This window comes from Glutamicibacter sp. FR1 (assembly GCF_047300825.1).
Classification (GTDB): domain Bacteria; phylum Actinomycetota; class Actinomycetes; order Actinomycetales; family Micrococcaceae; genus Glutamicibacter; species Glutamicibacter nicotianae.
This window is the reverse complement of record NZ_CP178602.1, coordinates 2,710,425-2,727,764: the sequence shown is the minus strand read 5'-3', so window position 1 is coordinate 2,727,764 and position 17,340 is coordinate 2,710,425. Positions and strand designations below refer to the sequence as shown.

The window sequence follows — 17,340 nt, the reverse complement described above, 5'->3', positions numbered from 1 at the left end:
TAGCGAACCTATGAAGGTTAATCAGTCGAAGCTCACATCACCGGAGATGCGGGTGGCGACATCACCGCTGACCCAAACACCACGTTCGGTCGCTTCGATATGCAGGATCGCTGCACGACCCAGGCGGGTGCCCTGGCGTACCGTATAGCGCTGCGGCGCATACCCGGATTGCGTCAGCCAGGTACCGAACGCCGCGTTCAGCGAACCAGTGGCAGGGTCTTCAGGAACGGCCTCGCCGGGGATGAAGGCACGGACCTCATAGTCGGCCGGAGGCTGGAGCACAACATTGCGGAAACGCTCCTCGGAACGCTCGAAATCAGAAAAGTCCAAGGGACGCAGTTCTTCACGAGTCCCGGAAACCCGCGGGATGACCGATCCGTGCGGTTGCCACACGCTCTGCGAGACGCTGGAGGCCGTGTAGGGGCCGATCACGCCGACTTCCAACCCCTGGAGCGCCACGTAGTCCGGTTCGATACCCAGCACGATATCGGCGTCACGCAGCACCAGGCCGGCAGGATGCGGGCCGTTGACCAGCCACTGGTGGTCCACCACGTCTTCCTCGCGAATGCCCAGACCGGCAATCGCCCATTGCAGGACATCCGGCTCCAAAGGACCGGAGCGGGTCAGCGGGGGAGCGAGGAAAGCCAAGCGCCGCGAGTGCCGGTCGTTGCTCTCGCGCTCCACGCGCACCGGGATCAAGCCGGCGCCGCACTGTTGGATCAGATGGCCGGACAGGCCGGCTTCCCCTCCGGATTCCAGCCAGGCATGAGCCGCGCCAAGGGTGGGATGGCCGGCAAAGGGAAGCTCGGTGCTCGGGGTGAAAATGCGGATGGCGTAGTCGGCTTCCTCGTCGGTCGGTTCGACGAAGAATACGGTTTCAGCAAGATTCATCCACTGCGCAAAGTGCTGCATCTGGACATCGCTCAGGCTGTCAGCATTGAACACGACTCCCAGGCCATTGCCGTTGAAAGCAGTGGGTGCAAAGACGTCAACCTGCTGATATGAGAATGTGCGCGACATATTTAGCATGGTGGCACATTAACCAGCAGGTTGACCCGGTGTTACGTGGTAGGTCACGCAAAAAGTTGCGAACGCATCATGCAAGCGAACCTTCTCTACCAATGATGCGCAACATCGATGACCAAGCGGGAACCGTCGCCAGGTCCAGCCAGGGTGAACACCCGCATCGGAAGCCGGGCCCTGGTGGAGATCCCCACCTTGGTCTGGCCTTCAAAGCTGCCCAGCCAGATCAACTGGCGGAACGTCGTATAGCCCAGGTTCTTCACCTTCGCTCCAAGATTGAACCCCGGAGCTGTTGGTGCCTGCACCAGGATTTCCAAGTTGGCTCCGCCCGTCGTGGCCACCGGCAGGCCGGAACCGATTCCAGTCAGTTCGCTGACATATCTGGCCGAGTAGCTGGCAGCCGGTCCTGCCAGATCAATGACCAGCCGGTCAAAGCACAAATGGCGTCCGGTACGCAGATCCTGAACCGTGGAATGCGTGGACAAGGAACCGGTTTTGGCCAAAGAACCCCAATAGACCGTTGGACAGGAGGTGGATGCCTGGGCGGCCGGTGCGGGAGCCGCCGCGGAAGCCGGCGTCACTACGAGCAAGGCCGCCGCCACCGCGCCCAGCGCGATTCCGATTTTTCCGTGGCGCATAGGGATCACCGTCTTTCTTGGTTTGCGCCTGCAGGCAGAGCATACTGCCAGTGAATCTACTAAAGGCCTGGAGCATGTGAAGCACAAGGGCAAAAAGGAATTGGAACCACACTGAGACGGTTCTGCAATGGTGCTGGAAATCTCCCGATCCCTAGGGTGGAAAGAAGGTTCCGCACAGCATTTATTTAGCGCCATATGACATGCTTAAAGCATGTCTCCTACCCCCGTTGAACCTCTAGACGAAACCGTCGAGGAAGTCATTACAGCATCAAGCTTCCTCCCCGAATCGTTGCAATTCTGGGTTGTCCTGCTGATTGGTGCGCTCGTAGCCGCAATCTTGGCATTCGTTTTCAGCGGCGTGGCACGCCGCGTGCTGCGCCGGATCGGCGTGGATGAAGCCGATGTGAAAGCCACCAGATTCCCGTTCTTCGGCATGGTCACATCGATCATCGCGAAGTCGGCCTTCGCGGTCTTCTATAGCGATCGTCCCTGGTACAACCCCTGGCAGTTCGCCATCCTGATCGTCCTGGTCTTCTTCCTCACCTGGTTCATCATCAAGCTGGTGCGCGTGATTGAAGCCGGAATGATGGCACGCTTCGAGTCGAGATTTGGCCCAGGTCGCAGGCTTGCCAAGGTCCAGACGCAGGTCGGCCTGATGCGCCGCGTGCTGATTGCGGTGCTGTGCATCCTTGCCGTCGCCGCGGTTCTGCTGACAATCGAACAGGTCAGGGCGCTGGGCGCCGGCCTGTTGGCTTCGGCCGGTCTGGCATCTGTGGTCGTCGGCTTGGCCGTGCAATCAACCTTGGCCAACGTCTTCGCCGGCTTGCAGGTCGCCTTTACCGACTCCATCCGCGTGGATGACACGGTGGTGGTCGAAGGGGAACGCGGCACCGTCGAGGAAATCACCCTCTCCTATGTCGTCGTGCATCTGATCGATGGGCGCCGGATGATCCTGCCATCGACCTATTTCACCACCACGCCGTTCGAGAACTGGTCGCGGCGCAGCACCGAGATTTCCGGAAATGTCGCACTGCAACTGAAGCTCAATGCGCCGATTGCCTACCTGCGCCAGCGCAGCACCGAACTGCTTGAGTCCTCCGACTGGTGGGACGGACGGGATAATGAGCTACTCGTGACGGATGCCCAAAATGGCTTGCAGACAGTGACCATTTATTTATCTGCGCGCAACGCCGGGGACCTGTGGAACCTGCGCAACATGCTGCGGGAGAAGCTGCTGGCCGAGCTGGTGGAAAACTACCCTGACTGCCTGCCAGATCCCCGGATGATCCCGAGCAACCCGGTCTGATGGCAAAGAGATAGCCACTGATTCCAGTCCTTCGAACTGGTTTCAGTGGCTATTGCCGTTTTCCGGTGAAATCAGAGCCGCAACGCCGCAGGCCCGTAGTCGTTGTAGCGCTCCTGACGGGCCGTCGCCTCGCGCAATGCGTCGATCAGCGACTCGGCCTTGCTAATCAGATCGCTGATCAAATCATCGTCCCGTTCCACCCAGAGGTATTCTGGAACCGCGCGCACCGGCACGAAATTGTCGTGTTCTTCCCAGACGAACAGCGTGCGTTCGGCACCGATCACGTGCTGCTGCCACAGGATCTGGCGCAGATAGTTCTTCGGGATCTTCTTGAACGGCTTATTGGTGGTCTTGATTTCAGCCAATACCGGAACCCCCGAAGCGTCAAAGCCAAGGCCATCGGGAGTCGCCAGATGCAGCTTCGATTGCTGCGAGTGGAAGAGCTGGGTGGAAGGAAAAATATTGAAATTCTCTTGGACCCAGGCGGCAATGACCGGTTCGCGGCTGCGCCCATGGTCGGTGTAGGGATTGCCGGAGAAGCCATTGCCGTACAGCTTGTCCCACGCGGCATTCTTGATGGACTTCTCGGTGGACAGCTTGGCCACGTCCGTTGCCGTGATGCCCTGCGCTCGTGCCCGCAGCCACTCGATACGGTTGGAAGAGTCAGCTAAAACACGTTCGAAGCATTCATGGTGGACGCCGGGCACAGTAATCACTTGATCCATTCTTCCCCATGAAGGGGCAAGAATCGTGCACCTTGGCCTCGCAGCCGGCGTGAGACTACTCGCTGGATCCGGCGATAGCGGTCAACAGCTGATTGATAGTCGGCGTCTCACTGGCACGGAATTTCTCTGTGCCATCCTGCAATAGACGGATGACCGGGGTGCTGGTGATTCCCAATTCCTCGCCACGGGTCACCTGCTCCACGACGTTGATCTCTTCGACCTCCAACGCGGGCAGCAATTCCTGCACTCGGGCGACGGTTTGCCGAGTGCGGACGCACGGCGCGCAAAATGGCTGCGTATACAATTCCAGCTTCATTTGCCGCTGACTGCTCCTGCTGTAGTTGTGAACAAGGTGCCGGCAACTCCTACCGGGGGATGAGCCCGGCTGGAGGCGACTTGGCCCCCTGCGCCGATGCGCGCGAGGACCCATGATTGAAAACATTGGGTCATGCTTGAAAATTCCCTTGGCCATCCAGCCGTCCTCGACGCTCACGGACTCTACCGCAGCTTCGGCTCCACCGCCGCACTGAACGGCATCGACCTGCAGATTGCACTGGGCCAATCGCTGGCCATCATGGGTCCCTCGGGGTCCGGCAAATCCACGCTGCTGCATGCACTGGCCGGTATCGAACTTCCGGATGCCGGCAGCATCATGCTGAGCCTCCCGGGCCGAGCACCAAAGGATATCCAAGGGCTCAAGGACAAGGCGCGCACCAAGCTGCGCCGCGAATCCTTCGGCTTCGTCTTCCAATCCGGACTGCTGATTCCCGAGCTTACCGCCGAGGAGAACGTGGCCATGGCCCTGATGATCAACGGGGTGCCACGCAATGCCGCCATTGCCAGCGCCGGATCGGCGTTGGCCGAACTGGGCCTTGCGGGGATGGAGCAACGCCGCATCGGCCAGCTCTCGGGCGGGCAGCAGCAACGCGTTGCCATTGCCCGCGCGCAGGTCACCGGGGCCATGGTGGTCTTCGCCGATGAACCCACCGGCGCCCTGGATTCAACCACGGGATTCGAAGTGCTTGATACTTTGCTGCGTTGCACAGTCGGTGCTGGAAAATCACTGGTGATGGTGACCCATGATCCCAACGTGGCCGCACGCTGCGACCGCATTGTGCAGCTGCAGGACGGCCAGCTGACCAGCGACAGCCTACACCCGTCGAACGCCGCGAAGGGCGGTGTCCAGCAGTGAATATTCTGCACCTTTCATGGATGCTCGGCCGGCCGGCGAAATCCCGGCTGGCACCGCAGATCCTGACCGCCAGCGCCTACGCCATGGTCAGCGCGATCCTGCTGATTGTGCTTGGCGGCGCGTACTCCTTCACCAGTTTCGAGCTCGAAGCCCAGGGGACCTATCTGCCATTGGCCATCTTCGCCGTGGTGCTGCTGGTGGTCCCGCTGCTGGTGCTCGGCTCGGCCGCGGCCCGGCTTTCCGCACGCTCCAATGACCGTGCACTGTCATCGCTGCGTTTGCTCGGCGCCACCGGTGCGCAGATCAGCCTCGTGGCAGTGCTCCAGGCAGCAGGCACGGCACTGGCAGGTGCGCTCGCCGGTATCGCGCTGTATTTCCTGGCAGCCCCGTTGGCGTCCTTGATCCAGTTCCAAGGTGCGCCGCTTGGCACGGCCATCTACTTGCCGCTGTGGGTGCTGGCGATAGCAGTAGCCGCTATCGTGCTCCTCTCGGCGGGCAGTGCAGCTGCCGGCCTGCGCAAGCTGGTCATCACCCCGCTGGCAGTAGCAACCCGCAGCACGGTGCCCACGCCCAGCTGGCTGCGCGCGGTGATCTCCATCGGCGGCATCCTGCTGCTGTACGCGCTGTTCTCGAACATGGGCCAGTTCATGCAGTCCATCGCCGCGATCATCGCAGTGATAGCTGGCGGTTTCGGCCTGGGCTTGCTGGTGATGAACCTTCTCGGCCCGTACCTGGTGGCCAAGGTGGGCAAGGGCAAGCTGCGCAAGGCCAGCACTCCGCAGCAGCTGCTGGCGGCCCGCATGATCCTGGAAAGCCCTGCCGAGTCATGGCGCCAGGTCTCCGGGGTGGCCATGGCTTCCTTCGTCGCGGTGGTGGGCGGCAGCGGTGCCGCCCTGATGGCATCGCCCGGCAATGAATTCGGCCAGGGCACCTGGATGGAGCATGTGCCGGCAGATATCGTCACCGGCGTGCTGGTGACCCTTGCCATCAGCTTCATCTGCGTGGCCGCCTCGGCAGCGATTTCGCAAAGCGCCAGCACCTTGGACCGTGCCCCGCTGTATCGGGGGCTGAACCGCTTGGGCATGCCCTACACGACGATGAACGCCGCGCGCACCAAGTCGATCATGATCCCGGCGCTGACTGCCTCGATCGGTTTCGCCATCGCCTCCACAATCCTCGTGCTGCCCTTGGCCGGGGCCGCCGTCCTGCTCCAGCCGCTGACGGTCATCACCGTCATCGCCTGCGTCGTGCTCGGATTGCTGCTGGTGCGGACGGCAATTTCTGTTGCCGATCCGCAGAAGCTGCTAGCAAGTAGAGAATAAATTCTCTGGTCAGCACACCGAAATAATGACCCGATTTGGTTAGGGTCACTTCCGGGTCGGTGATTAGAGACGTTTCGTGTTGCGTAATGCTGATAAAAACGCGTATTGTGGCATACGGCCCGGATAGGCTTGCCTAACCTTGCTGACCGATACGCTTACAGTAACCTCGCATAGTCTGGAATTACCGACCCATGAAAAATTCACGTCGCGCCGGAATTTTCGCCGCATCATCCGTCATCCTCGCCCTCGGCCTGACCGCCTGCGGCGCGTCGAGCAACTCGGCGGATCCATCGGCTGACACCTCTGCCAAGGCTGCAGAAGACTTCACCCCGGTCACCATCGAGAACATCTATGGCGAGACCACCATCGAAGAAGTCCCAGAACGCATTGCGACCATCTCGTGGGTCAACGCCGACACCCTGCTGGCACTGGATACCGTGCCGGTTGGCATGGACACCGACACCTACGGCATGAACGAGAACAACTCCACCGCGTGGAAGGACGACGCGCTTCAAGAGCAGGGCGCCGCCATCGGCTCCGAGAACGCCCCCGTGCAGTACAAGGTGGGCGACGACATCGACTACACCGGCATCGCCGCCAGCGACCCGGATGTCATCTTCGCTCCATACTCGGGCCTGAAGAAGGAGCAGTACGAGAAGCTGCAGGAAATCGCCCCGGTCGTTGGCCCCATCGAGCCGAACTACCTGACCAGCTGGGAGCAGGCAACCGAGGCCGCCGGCCAGATGCTGGGCAAGGAAGAAGAAGCCGACGCCCTGATCGAAGAGATCGAAGGCAAGCTGGCCAAGGTCGGCGAAGACAATCCAGTGCTCAAAGACACCACCTTCATCGCCGCCGACCTGTCGGCTCCGGACACCGCCTACGTCTACTCCGAGGGCGACACCCGCCCGCGCTTCCTGAGCGCGCTGGGCATGACCCAGGCCGAGTACGTGCAGGAGAACGCCGCCAAGGACACCTTCTTCTTCACCGTTTCCCCTGAGAAGGTCAACGAGTGGGATTCGGACATCGTCTTCGCCTCGGCAGTTGCGGGCAACACCATGGACGACATCGTCAAGGGCCAGCCGCTGTACGGCCAGATCCCTGCCGCGAAGAACGATGCGGTGGCACTGCCAGGCACCGACGAGGCAACCCTGGCCATCTCCGCGGCGTCGCCGCTGTCCATCGAATGGGCACTGGAGAACGTGGTTCCAGGCATCGTGAAGGCTGCCGAAAACGCGGCTGCCGCGAAGTAGCTTCGGGCTAGGGATTCACTGACAGATAGTGCAATTGCGCTTCCAGGGAATGGGTAGCCGCGCCCACCAGGCGCGCGTCGAGGTCGGGGTAGACATGCTCCAGCAATTCTGCTGGCTGCGTGTCCGCCCCGGCCTTGCCGAGTTTCTGCAACGCCGCACGCACCTGGTCCAGCCGGGACTGGCGGTGCTCGATATACATCTGCAGCAGTGGTTGCGAGGACTCATGCTGTTCGCCGTGCGCCGGATGCAATGCCATGTCGGGCAGCGCCAGCAGACGCTGCAGGGAATCCAGGTAATCGGCGAGCGTGCCATCGGGATGCTCCAGGATGGTGGTGCCGCGGCCCAGCACCGTATCCCCGGTGAACAGGTGGGCGCGTTCGCCCTGGCGGATGAAGCACACCGAGTCCGAGGTGTGTCCCGGGGTGGAGAGCACCTGGATGCTGGCCCCGGCCGCGTGGATCACCTCGCCATCGGCGAGGACCGGCGCATCCCGGCAGTACTCGGGGAGCTTGGCGCGCACCGGCGCCGCGGCCATCCGGTAAAGCGCATCGATGCCTCCGGTGTGATCGGCATGCCGATGGGTAATGAGCACCAGCTGGATGTCGAACACCGCCAAGGCCTGCAGATGCTCTTCGAGCTCGGGGCCCGGATCGATCAGCACCACCGGTGTTCCCGGCGCAAGTTCGCCCGCAGCCGGGTCGAACAGCAGATACGAGTTGGTCCCGTCCAAAGTCATTTCAGAAGGATTCGGCGCGCACAGCACGCCAATGCCGGGGGCGATAATAGTGGGCAAGGGAAGAAGAGCCATAGCCATGAGTGTAGGAACCAATGACCGCGACTGAAAGCGTGACGCGCCAATCACCGGGGGCCGGGCCGGCGAAAACCACCCGGAAGCTCGGCGCCGTGCTGCTGCTGATCGCGCTGCTCGCACTTGCGCTGTTCGCCTCGCTGCTGCTGGGTGCGCGCAGCGTCTCGATCGGCACCGTCATCGATGCCATCTGGAATTTCGACCCGTCCAATGGAGACCAGGGCGTGGTCGCCTCGCGCTTCGCACGCACCGTCGGGGCCATCGTGGTTGGCGCCGCCCTGGGGTTGGCCGGGGCCGGTCTGCAGGGGCTGACCCGCAACCCGCTGGCCGATACCGGCATCCTCGGACTGAACGCCGGATCCTCCATGGCAGTGGTGCTGGCGATCGCCTTCCTCGGGGTCAGCTCGCTGGGCGGAATCATGGTCGCCGCCTTCGCCGGCGCCGCCGGGGTGATGGCGCTGGTCTACCTCGTGGCGAATGTGGGCCGCGACGGCGCCACCCCGATCAAGCTGGCTTTGGGCGGCGCCGCCATGGCGGTGGGCGTCGGCGCGATCACCAATGCGATCCTGATGATTTCCGATGCCACCGTGGACCGCTTCCGCATGTGGCAGGTGGGCACGCTGTCCAGCAGCGGCATCGACACCTTCCTCGGCGCCATTCCGGTGGTAGCCGCCGGCGCGCTGATCGTGCTGTCCACCGCCAGGGTCTCCAACGCGGTGTCCATGGGCGATGACACCGCGATCGCCCTGGGCTTCAACCTGAACCGCGCCCGGCTGATCGGCTCCATCGGGGTGGTCATCCTCGCCGGCACCGCCACCGCGGTGGCCGGGCCGATCGCCTTCGTCGGCCTGATGATCCCGCATGCGGTGCGCCTGCTGGTCGGTTCCGACTACCGCTGGCTGATGCCGGCATGCCTGGTCGCCGGACCGATCCTGCTGCTGGTCGCTGATACGGTGGGACGGGTCATCGCCCCGCCCAGCGAAATCCAGGTAGGCGTCATGTGCGCCATGCTCGGCGGACCGATCTTCATCATCATGATGCGCAGCGGCATAAAGTCGGTGAGCCTGTGAGCACGAGCGAAATGGAAGCAACCACCATGACCCAGCCGACCAGCACCGGGGAAGCGGACGTGCCGGCGAACCCGGCTGCCGCCCAGTCCGGCACGACGCTGGCGGTGCGGCGCCGCTCCCGCATGCGCCGCACCGCCCAGTGGATGGTCGTGGCGCTGGCGCTGGCCATCGTCGCCTACCTGTTCTGGGGACGGGACCGCCTTCCGGCGGCCGAGGTGCTCCAGGTGCTGGGCGGCGAGAAGGTGCCGGGCACCAGCTTCATCATCATGGCCGACCGCCTGCCGCGCATCGCCGTGGGCGTGCTCGCCGGTGCTGGCCTGGGCATTTCCGGAGCGTTGTTCCAGCGCTGGCTGGGCAACCCGCTGGCCAGCCCCGACGTGATCGGCGTGGGCTACGGCGCCTCGGCGGCCGCCGTCTTCGCCATGATCATCCTCGGCTACACCGACTGGAAGCTCAACGCCTTCTCGCTGGCCGGCGGGCTGCTGGTCGCAGCGCTGATCTATTGGCTCTCAGCCGCGGGCAAGCGCACCGGGTCCCGGCTGATCCTGGCTGGCTTGGCCATTGGCGCAATGCTGCAGGCGCTGATCCAGTACTTGCTCACCCAGGCGCAGGTGAACACCGCCAGCGATGTCATGCACTGGCTGACCGGTTCACTGGCCAGCAGCAACTGGGAGAACGCGCTGCTGCTGCTGGTCTCCCTCGGCGCCATCGGCATCTTGCTGCTGCCGCTGGTGCTGCGCCAGCTGAAGATGCTGGAGCTGGGTGAGGACGCCGCGGCCGCCCTGGGCCTGCATGTGGGTTGGGCCCGTGCCCTGCTGGTCTTCGTGGCCGTGGCCATGGGCGCCCTGCCGATCGCCGTCACCGGGCCGATGGCGTTCGTCGCCTTCCTGGCCGGCCCGATTACCGCCGCGCTGACCCGCGGACCGATCAACATCCTGCTGGCCGGCCTGACCGGAGCCACGCTGGTGACCATCGCCAATTTCTTTGCCGCGAACTTGTTCGCGGACCTGTCGCTGCCGGTGGGCGTTATCACCGGCGCATTCGGCGCACCCTTCCTGATTTGGATTCTGGTGCGCGCCAACTCAACTGGAAGCGGGGCATAACCCATGGCCACTTTGCAGGCTAGCGATCTGACCTTGGCCTATGACAAGGTCACCATCGTCGACGAGCTGTCGCTGGATATCCCCACCGGGCAGGTGAGCATCGTCGTCGGAGCCAACGGCTGCGGCAAGTCCACCCTGCTGCGCGCCCTCTCCAGGCTGATGAAGCCGGCCGGGGGACAGGTGCTCCTGGACGGCGCGGATATCCACTCGAAGCCGGCCAAGGAGGTCGCCAAGACCCTGGGCCTGCTGCCGCAGTCGCCGACAGCGCCGGACGGCATTACCGCCCGCGAGCTGATCAGCCGCGGCCGCTACCCGCACCAGGGCCTGTTCAAGCGCTTCTCCGCCGAGGACGAGGCGGCGGTGAACCGCGCGATGGAACTGACCGGAACCACCGAGCTTGCCGACCGCTCGGTGGACGAGCTCTCCGGCGGGCAGCGCCAGCGCGTCTGGATCGCCATGGCCCTGGCCCAGGAGACCGACCTGCTGCTGCTCGATGAGCCGACCACCTTCCTGGACGTGGCGCACCAGCTCGAAGTCCTGGATGTGGTCAGCGAGCTGAACCGCAGCCGGGGGATCACCGTGGTGATCGTGCTGCACGATCTGAACCTGGCTGCCCGCTACGCCGACTACCTGGTGGCCCTGCGCCACGGCAAGATCTACGCCGCCGGCCACCCCAACGACGTGGTCACCGAAAAGACGGTCAAGGACGTCTTCGGCATGCCAAGCCGCGTGATCCCGGACCCGGTCGGAGGCACCCCGCTGGTGCTGCCCATTGGCCGGCACCGCGTGCTGCGCACCGAACAGGTCCTGGCTTCCAAGGGCATCTACCGCAGCGAAGCGTCGGCGCAGGACACCGCGGTGAAGCAGGCCGCCAGCGTGAAAGAAGCTGCCGAAGTCGCGGCGCAGCTCGATCCGCAGGCCATGCGCCCGGCCCATGAGCATGTGCCGACCCTGGCCTTCGACACCACCGTGGTCAAGAGCCAGCAGCTGGCCCCGTCCTTCCGCCGGCTCACCGTCAGCGGCGAGGATCTGGAATACTTCGGCACCAACAGCCACCCGCTGGATATGCGCATCAAGCTGCTGCTGCCGCCGGCCGGCGGAACCGCGCTGACCGATGAGATCGCCTCGATGCGCCCCGAGGCGCTGACCAGCCCGGCTGAGCAGCAGGGCTGGTACAAGCGCTGGCTGTCCATTGATCCGGACACCCGCGGTTACATGCGCACCTATACGGTGCGGGCCTTCCGCGAGGCAGGGCACCGGGACAATATCGGGGCCACCGCGGAGCTGGACATCGACTTCGTGATGCACGGGCATATTGTGGACGGCCAGCTGCAGGGCGGACCAGCGACGGAATTCGGCGACCGGGCCAAGGTCGGCGACCAGCTCTTGCTGCTGGGCCCGAACAAGACCCTTAACGACTCCACCTACGGCGGTATCGAATTCCGCCGCGGCGAGGCAACCCGGGTGGTGCTGGCCGGCGACGAAACCGCCGCCCCGGCGATCTGCGCGATCCTCGAAGAGCTGCCATCGAACGTGACCGGCCATGCGCTGATCGAGGTTCCGGAGACCACCGATATCCTCGGTGCCTCCACCCGCTCAGGCGTTTCGGTGCAGTGGCTGACCCGCGGCAGCCATGAGCATGGCGAATTGCTGCAGGCCGCCTTGCGCCAGGTGGTCGCGATTCCGGCCGCCGGAGTGGTGCATACCAATGCCGAGCCGGAAGATATCGATGTGGATGCCGACATCCTGTGGGAGACTGGCCAAGCGAACACCGCGCCGTTCTACGCATGGATTGCCGGCGAGGCCGGCACGGTCAAGGAAATGCGCCGTTATCTGGTGCGCGATGCCGGTGTGGACCGCAAGCAGGTGGCCTTCATGGGCTACTGGCGCCGCGGAAAGACCGAGAACTAGGCGGCAGCGTCAACCAGTACCAGGGCCCCGGCACACTGTGCCGGGGCCCTGGTTCGTTCTGGCAGCGGTCCGCTATTTTTCTTTGGCCGGGTTCTGGCACGTGCCGCGTGCAGGCCGCGGGTTTTCGCGGTCGAGGATTGCCAGCAGCCGGGCGAGCTCTGCGCGGTCCTCGTCGCCGAGCTTGTCGAAGTAGCCATCCATGCTGGAACGGCGCAGCTCCGTGATTTCCCCGAGCTGGGCACGGCCCGTGGCGCTGAGCGCGATCAGCGTGGCCCGGCGGTCCGCTGGATCAGGGGTGCGCACGACCAATTTCTTGGCCTCCAGCTGGTCGACCACCTCAGTGGTCGAGCGGGCGGCGATATGCAATCGTTCTGCAAGCTGCGAGTTGCGCAGCCCTGCGTCTTCGGCGCGGGCCAACAGGGCCAGCACCCGTGATTGGTGCGGAGTGATTCCCAGGGGAATCAAGCTGTCCCGCCACCTGCCGCGAAGCATGCGCGAAACGTGAAGGAAAAGATCTGCCAAGTCAGGCTTGGACTCGTCGTTCTGCATGTCTTCAAGAATAGTGTGTTTCCGCGGACATTTTCAAGAAGCAACCTCATAGTGAGGTTCCCTCTGTTATTCTGGACTTGAGAAATCCAGGACGAGGAGGGGGCTTATGAGTGCCATGGGAATGCCAGGTCCGCATCCAGGCGGTGGCGGACGGGGCCGGTCCGCGAATGCCGCAAGGGACAAGCAGTGGCTCTCCGAGCATCCGGTGTCGCTCGCACGCATCGCCGGGCTCTTCCGTCCTCATCTGGGGTCGGTGATTGCCGTCATGCTGCTGATTGTGGCATCCTCGATCATCGGCTTGGCCCAGCCGTTCATCATCCGGGAACTCATTGACGACGCCATTCCCAACAGCAACGTCCGATTGCTGCTCTGGGGCGCCGGGGGACTGGTGCTGATCGCCTTGGCCACCGCGATCCTGGAAGTCCTCCAGACCTGGCGGGCGACCCTGATGGGCCAACGCGTGATGCATGGCCTGCGGACCGGACTGTTCACGCACCTGCAGAAGCAATCCCTGGGATTCTTCACCAACTCCCGCTCCGGGGACGTGCAGTCCCGCCTGGTCAACGACGTGGGGCAGATGCAATCGGTGATCACCAATTCGGCCACGAGCATTGCCTCGAACCTGACCACGGTCGTTGCCACCGCCTGCGCGATGGTGGCGATTTCGTGGAAGCTGAGCCTGATCTCACTGGTCGTCCTGCCGCCAGCTGTGCTGCTGGCCAAACAAACCGCGAAGCTGCGCCGCGCCGTGACAGGAAAGCGCCAGCGCGAGATGTCCAACTTGACCTCGCTGATCGAAGAACGCCTGAGCATCTCCGGGGTCCGGCTCTCCAAGATCATGGGCACCGGCACCGCCGATGCCCAAGCTTTCGGAGACTCCAGCCGCAAGCTCATCGACTTGGAAATGAAAAGCGCCTTGGCCGGGCGTTGGCGCATGGCCACGATGAGCATCATCTTCGCTGCCATCCCCGCGGTGCTCTACATCGTGGCTGGCCTGCCCGTAACCGGGCAGGGCATGAGCATCGGCACCCTGGTGGCCTTCACCGGACTGCAGGCCGGGATCTTCCGTCCAGTCATGGGGCTGATGCAGATTTCGGTCCAGTGGATTTCGGCCTTGGCCCTGTTCAGCCGCGTCTTCGAATACCTCGATACCGACCAAGCGCTGCCGGTACCCGAGCACCCGCGGGTGATTGAGCCCGAGAAGCTGCGCGGCGAAGTGCAGTTGCGCAATGTCAGCTTCCGCTACCCCGAAGCCGATCGCGCCACCCTGGATCAGCTGAATCTGGAGCTGGAAGCCGGGACCATCACCGCGGTGGTTGGCGCTACCGGCTCGGGCAAATCCACCCTGGGATCCTTGCTGCCCCGGTTGCTTGATCCCACCGAGGGCCAGGTGCTGCTCGACGGCATTGATCTGAAGGAATTCGACCCCGAGGGGATCGCGCAGGCAGTCTCCGTGGTGGCTCAGGAAAGCTACCTGCTGCATGCCTCGATTCGCGAGAACCTCTTGTGGGCGGCGCCGGAGGCAACGGAAGAAGAGCTCTGGGATGCATTGGAAGCCACGCAGATTGCGCCACTGATCCGCAGTCTGCCACGCGGCCTGGACACCCAGGTGGGGCAGCGCGGGCACCGCTTCTCCGGTGGTGAGCAGCAGCGACTGGCCATTGCCCGCACCATGCTGCGCAAGCCGAAGGTTCTGGTGCTCGATGAAGCCACCAGTGCGCTGGATACTGTCACCGAGGCACTGGTGCAGCGGGCGCTGGATGAGCTGGCGGTGGGGCGCACCACCTTGCTCATCGCGCACCGGTTGAGCACGGTGATGCGGGCAGACCGCATCGTGGTGCTGGAGGATGGCCGGATTGCCGAATCCGGTACCTTTGATGAACTGGTCCAGCGTCGGGGCCAGTTCGCCCAGCTGGTAGCCAAGAGCGAACTAGCCCAAAAGGCCAGCTAGTACCCGTCCGGCTTCAGGCCCTGCTACTCCAGGGAAGCCAGGATCTTGGGCAGCGCCGATTCGAAGGCGGCGCGCTCGGATGGGTCCAGCGAGTCGAAGATGGTTTCACGCACGAAGTTCACGTGGCTTGGCGCGGCCTCTTCGATGGTCTGGCGCCCTTCGGCGGTCAGCGTGATCTGGTGTCCGCGGCGGTCGGTTTCATCCGAGCAGCGGCTGATCAGGCCCTTGGCTTCCATGCGGCGCAGCAGGTGGGAGAGGCGGGAGCGATCCCAGCGCAATGCGGTGGCCACGTCGGCCGGGCGCAGGCTCGGCTCGGTCGTTTCCGAGAGTACGGCCAGCACCGAGTATTCGCCGGTCTGCATCTTCGAATCGCGGAGCATCTGGCGGTCCATGGCGCTGGGGAACTGCCAGAGGAATTCGCGCAGGGTGCGCCAGAGGTCCTGCTCGCTATCGGTGAGCCAGCGGGTCTCTTCGCTCTTCATTCTCTATTCCTAACCATGTTCTGCCCAACGGGGATGTTGAAATTTTGTTGACGCATCAATTATCTCCTGTATGGTGGGAAATGGCAAGAGATGATGACGTGTCAACTAAATTGGTTGGCCGCAGAGCTCCAAGGAGAATTGAATTGTCGAAGATCGCTATCGTTACCGGGCCCACCCGTCCAGGCCGCGTCAACCAGTCTGTCGCGCATTGGGTTCTGGCCAAGGCCGAGGAATTCGGCGGTGCCGACTACGAGCTGGTGGACATCGTGGATTTCAACCTGCCGATGCTCGATGAGCCGTTCCCGGCCGCCTACCAGAACTACCAGAACGAGCACACCAAGGCCTTCGCCGCCAAGATGAGCGAATTCGATGGCTACATTTTCAATGTTGGCGAGTACAACCACTCTGTCCAGCCTGCCTTGGCCAACGCACTGAGCTACCTGAACGCCGAGCTGAACAACAAGGCCGCAGGCATGGTCGGCTACGGCTCCGCCATGGGCTCGCGCGCGGTGGAGCACCTGCGTGGAATCCTCTCCGAACTGCAGCTCGCCCATGTGCAGAAGACCGGCATGTTCTCGCTGTTCACCGACTTCGAGAACTTCTCAACCTTCGCACCGACCGAGCAGTCCGCTGGCAGCGTGCAGCCGATGTTCGAGCAACTTCTTGCCTGGAGCAAGGCCATGGCTACCGTGCGCGACAGCGCCTCGGTCAACGCCTGAGGAAGGTCGAATATGGCGGGTGCTGGCAATCGGCACCCTGCCATTTCCAAACTTGTCCAACTGCCATAGTCTCGACATGAATGGTTTATGCACGGGACCGCAAAATTCTTTGGAAGGAATGCGATGAGCGACGAATACTCGACCAAGGGCTCCTACGTCACCGGCGGAGAATTCACCCGGGACACCAACTACATCCAGGATCGCATCGTCGCTGATGCCAGCGCCGAGCACTATGGGCATAAGGACAGCCACAGCAAAATCGGGCATCCCGACGCAGGGATATCCGAAGGTGCCCAGCTCTGGCCGGTGGAGGCCGGCCGCTACCATCTGGTGGCTGCCCGCGCATGCCCATGGGCCAACCGAACCCTGATAGTCCGCCGCCTGCTCGGCCTGGAAGACGCGCTGTCCATCGGACTGCCCGGTCCCATCCACGATGCGCGCAGCTGGACCTTCGATCTGGACCCGGAGGGCAAGGATCCCGTGCTGGGCACCGAGCGGATCCAGGAAAACTACTTCAAGCGCTTTGCCGATTATCCACGCGGGATCACCGTTCCGGCCATTGTCGATATCCCCACCGGCGCGGTTGTCACCAACGATTACCCGCAAATCACCTGGGACATGTCCACGCAGTGGAAGGAATTCCATCGTGAAGGCGCACCGGATCTCGTTGCCCATGACCAGCTCGATGAGATGCTGCCGCTGATCAAGCGGATTTTCACCGAGGTGAATAACGGCGTCTACCGTGCCGGGTTCGCGGGGGACCAGAAGTCCTACGACGACGCCTACGACAGGCTATTCACCACGTTGGACCACCTCGAAGAACGGCTATCCACCCGCCGCTTCCTCATGGGCGATTACATCACCGAGGCCGACGTGCGGCTGTTCACCACTCTGGTGCGATTCGACCCGGTCTACCATGGCCACTTCAAGGCCAATCGCAACAAGCTCATCGACATGCCCAACCTCTGGGGCTACTCCCGGGATCTGTTCCAAACACCAGGCTTTGGCGACACCATCGACTTCGAGCAGATCAAGGCCCACTACTATGTGGTCCACGAAGACATCAACCCGACCGGGATCATTCCGAAGGGACCGGACTTGGCGAACTGGCTCGAAGCCCCTGACCGGGAAGAACTGGCAGAGCACGGCCCATTCCTGAACGGCACGGCACCGGACGAAGTCCGTGCCGAGGAACGTGTCCAGTCGGGACACAACCCGCTGTACCTTGCCTAGGCTCCGGAAGAACCAGCCTGGCGGCCCGGGATCCGCTCCATACTATGGAGCGGATCCC

At 63.3% G+C, this 17,340-nt stretch carries 17 protein-coding genes; 10 read left to right on the top strand and 7 right to left on the bottom strand.

The features are described 5' to 3' along the window. Window positions 1–21: 21 nt before the first annotated feature. Window positions 22–1,020, bottom strand: coding sequence for a PhzF family phenazine biosynthesis protein (locus ACLQ8T_RS13120; RefSeq protein WP_413454870.1), 999 nt, complete (start codon window positions 1,018–1,020; stop codon window positions 22–24). A gap of 95 nt (window positions 1,021–1,115) precedes the next feature. After that, window positions 1,116–1,661 carry a hypothetical protein gene (locus ACLQ8T_RS13115; protein WP_413454869.1) on the bottom strand — a complete coding sequence of 182 codons (546 nt, stop codon included), beginning with the start codon at window positions 1,659–1,661 and terminating at the stop codon, window positions 1,116–1,118. A gap of 211 nt (window positions 1,662–1,872) precedes the next feature. Between ACLQ8T_RS13115 and ACLQ8T_RS13110 the strand changes: the two genes are divergently transcribed. Continuing rightward, window positions 1,873–2,967 carry a mechanosensitive ion channel family protein gene (locus tag ACLQ8T_RS13110; protein ID WP_052254100.1) on the top strand — a complete coding sequence of 365 codons (1,095 nt, stop codon included), beginning with the start codon at window positions 1,873–1,875 and terminating at the stop codon, window positions 2,965–2,967. A 71-nt stretch (window positions 2,968–3,038) separates the two neighbouring features. Here ACLQ8T_RS13110 and ACLQ8T_RS13105 read toward each other — a convergent pair whose 3' ends face one another. Both ACLQ8T_RS13105 and ACLQ8T_RS13100 read right to left on the bottom strand, forming a co-directional pair. Further along, a complete protein-coding gene (locus ACLQ8T_RS13105; protein WP_413454868.1) occupies window positions 3,039–3,692 on the bottom strand; it encodes a YqaJ viral recombinase family protein in 654 nt (217 codons plus the stop codon). A 55-nt stretch (window positions 3,693–3,747) separates the two neighbouring features. Next, window positions 3,748–4,008: a glutaredoxin family protein gene (locus tag ACLQ8T_RS13100; RefSeq protein ID WP_204722833.1), complete on the bottom strand. Its 261-nt coding sequence runs from the start codon at window positions 4,006–4,008 to the stop codon at window positions 3,748–3,750. A gap of 132 nt (window positions 4,009–4,140) precedes the next feature. Here ACLQ8T_RS13100 and ACLQ8T_RS13095 point away from each other — a divergent pair, with 132 nt between their 5' ends. From ACLQ8T_RS13095 to ACLQ8T_RS13085, 3 genes are all read left to right on the top strand, one after another. Next, a complete protein-coding gene (locus tag ACLQ8T_RS13095) occupies window positions 4,141–4,884 on the top strand; it encodes an ABC transporter ATP-binding protein (RefSeq protein ID WP_204722832.1) in 744 nt (247 codons plus the stop codon). Continuing rightward, complete coding sequence (locus ACLQ8T_RS13090) at window positions 4,881–6,206, top strand: FtsX-like permease family protein (RefSeq protein ID WP_413454867.1); 1,326 nt, start codon at window positions 4,881–4,883, stop codon at window positions 6,204–6,206. The genes ACLQ8T_RS13095 and ACLQ8T_RS13090 overlap by 4 nt, the downstream gene beginning before the upstream one ends. A 191-nt stretch (window positions 6,207–6,397) precedes the next feature. Further along, window positions 6,398–7,456 carry an ABC transporter substrate-binding protein gene (locus ACLQ8T_RS13085; RefSeq protein ID WP_413454866.1) on the top strand — a complete coding sequence of 353 codons (1,059 nt, stop codon included), beginning with the start codon at window positions 6,398–6,400 and terminating at the stop codon, window positions 7,454–7,456. 7 nt (window positions 7,457–7,463) lie between these two features. Here ACLQ8T_RS13085 and ACLQ8T_RS13080 read toward each other — a convergent pair whose 3' ends face one another. Further along, window positions 7,464–8,249 (bottom strand): MBL fold metallo-hydrolase, encoded by a 786-nt coding sequence (locus ACLQ8T_RS13080; protein WP_413454865.1) that lies wholly within the window; start codon window positions 8,247–8,249, stop codon window positions 7,464–7,466. Between the two features lie 35 nt (window positions 8,250–8,284). On the opposite strand from ACLQ8T_RS13080, the gene ACLQ8T_RS13075 reads away from it, so the two are divergent. From ACLQ8T_RS13075 to ACLQ8T_RS13065, 3 genes are read left to right on the top strand one after another with little or no spacing between them, the layout of a single operon-like run. Then, a complete protein-coding gene (locus ACLQ8T_RS13075; RefSeq protein ID WP_413454864.1) occupies window positions 8,285–9,334 on the top strand; it encodes a FecCD family ABC transporter permease in 1,050 nt (349 codons plus the stop codon). Further along, a complete protein-coding gene (locus ACLQ8T_RS13070; RefSeq protein WP_413454863.1) occupies window positions 9,331–10,437 on the top strand; it encodes a FecCD family ABC transporter permease in 1,107 nt (368 codons plus the stop codon). Before ACLQ8T_RS13075 ends, ACLQ8T_RS13070 begins: the two co-directional genes overlap by 4 nt. A gap of 3 nt (window positions 10,438–10,440) precedes the next feature. Then, window positions 10,441–12,348 (top strand): SIP domain-containing protein, encoded by a 1,908-nt coding sequence (locus ACLQ8T_RS13065; RefSeq protein WP_413454862.1) that lies wholly within the window; start codon window positions 10,441–10,443, stop codon window positions 12,346–12,348. A gap of 72 nt (window positions 12,349–12,420) precedes the next feature. Here ACLQ8T_RS13065 and ACLQ8T_RS13060 read toward each other — a convergent pair whose 3' ends face one another. Next, window positions 12,421–12,897 carry a MarR family winged helix-turn-helix transcriptional regulator gene (locus ACLQ8T_RS13060; RefSeq protein WP_413454861.1) on the bottom strand — a complete coding sequence of 159 codons (477 nt, stop codon included), beginning with the start codon at window positions 12,895–12,897 and terminating at the stop codon, window positions 12,421–12,423. Between the two features lie 106 nt (window positions 12,898–13,003). On the opposite strand from ACLQ8T_RS13060, the gene ACLQ8T_RS13055 reads away from it, so the two are divergent. Beyond that, window positions 13,004–14,848 carry an ABC transporter ATP-binding protein gene (locus tag ACLQ8T_RS13055; protein WP_413454860.1) on the top strand — a complete coding sequence of 615 codons (1,845 nt, stop codon included), beginning with the start codon at window positions 13,004–13,006 and terminating at the stop codon, window positions 14,846–14,848. A 23-nt stretch (window positions 14,849–14,871) separates the two neighbouring features. Here ACLQ8T_RS13055 and ACLQ8T_RS13050 read toward each other — a convergent pair whose 3' ends face one another. Next, window positions 14,872–15,330, bottom strand: coding sequence for a MarR family winged helix-turn-helix transcriptional regulator (locus tag ACLQ8T_RS13050; RefSeq protein ID WP_413454859.1), 459 nt, complete (start codon window positions 15,328–15,330; stop codon window positions 14,872–14,874). A 143-nt stretch (window positions 15,331–15,473) separates the two neighbouring features. On the opposite strand from ACLQ8T_RS13050, the gene ACLQ8T_RS13045 reads away from it, so the two are divergent. Further along, the gene (locus ACLQ8T_RS13045) at window positions 15,474–16,049 is read left to right on the top strand and encodes an NADPH-dependent FMN reductase (RefSeq protein WP_413454858.1); all 576 of its coding nucleotides are present in this window, start codon (window positions 15,474–15,476) and stop codon (window positions 16,047–16,049) included. A gap of 123 nt (window positions 16,050–16,172) precedes the next feature. After that, window positions 16,173–17,282 carry a glutathione S-transferase C-terminal domain-containing protein gene (locus ACLQ8T_RS13040; protein ID WP_413454857.1) on the top strand — a complete coding sequence of 370 codons (1,110 nt, stop codon included), beginning with the start codon at window positions 16,173–16,175 and terminating at the stop codon, window positions 17,280–17,282. Window positions 17,283–17,340: the final 58 nt, after the last annotated feature.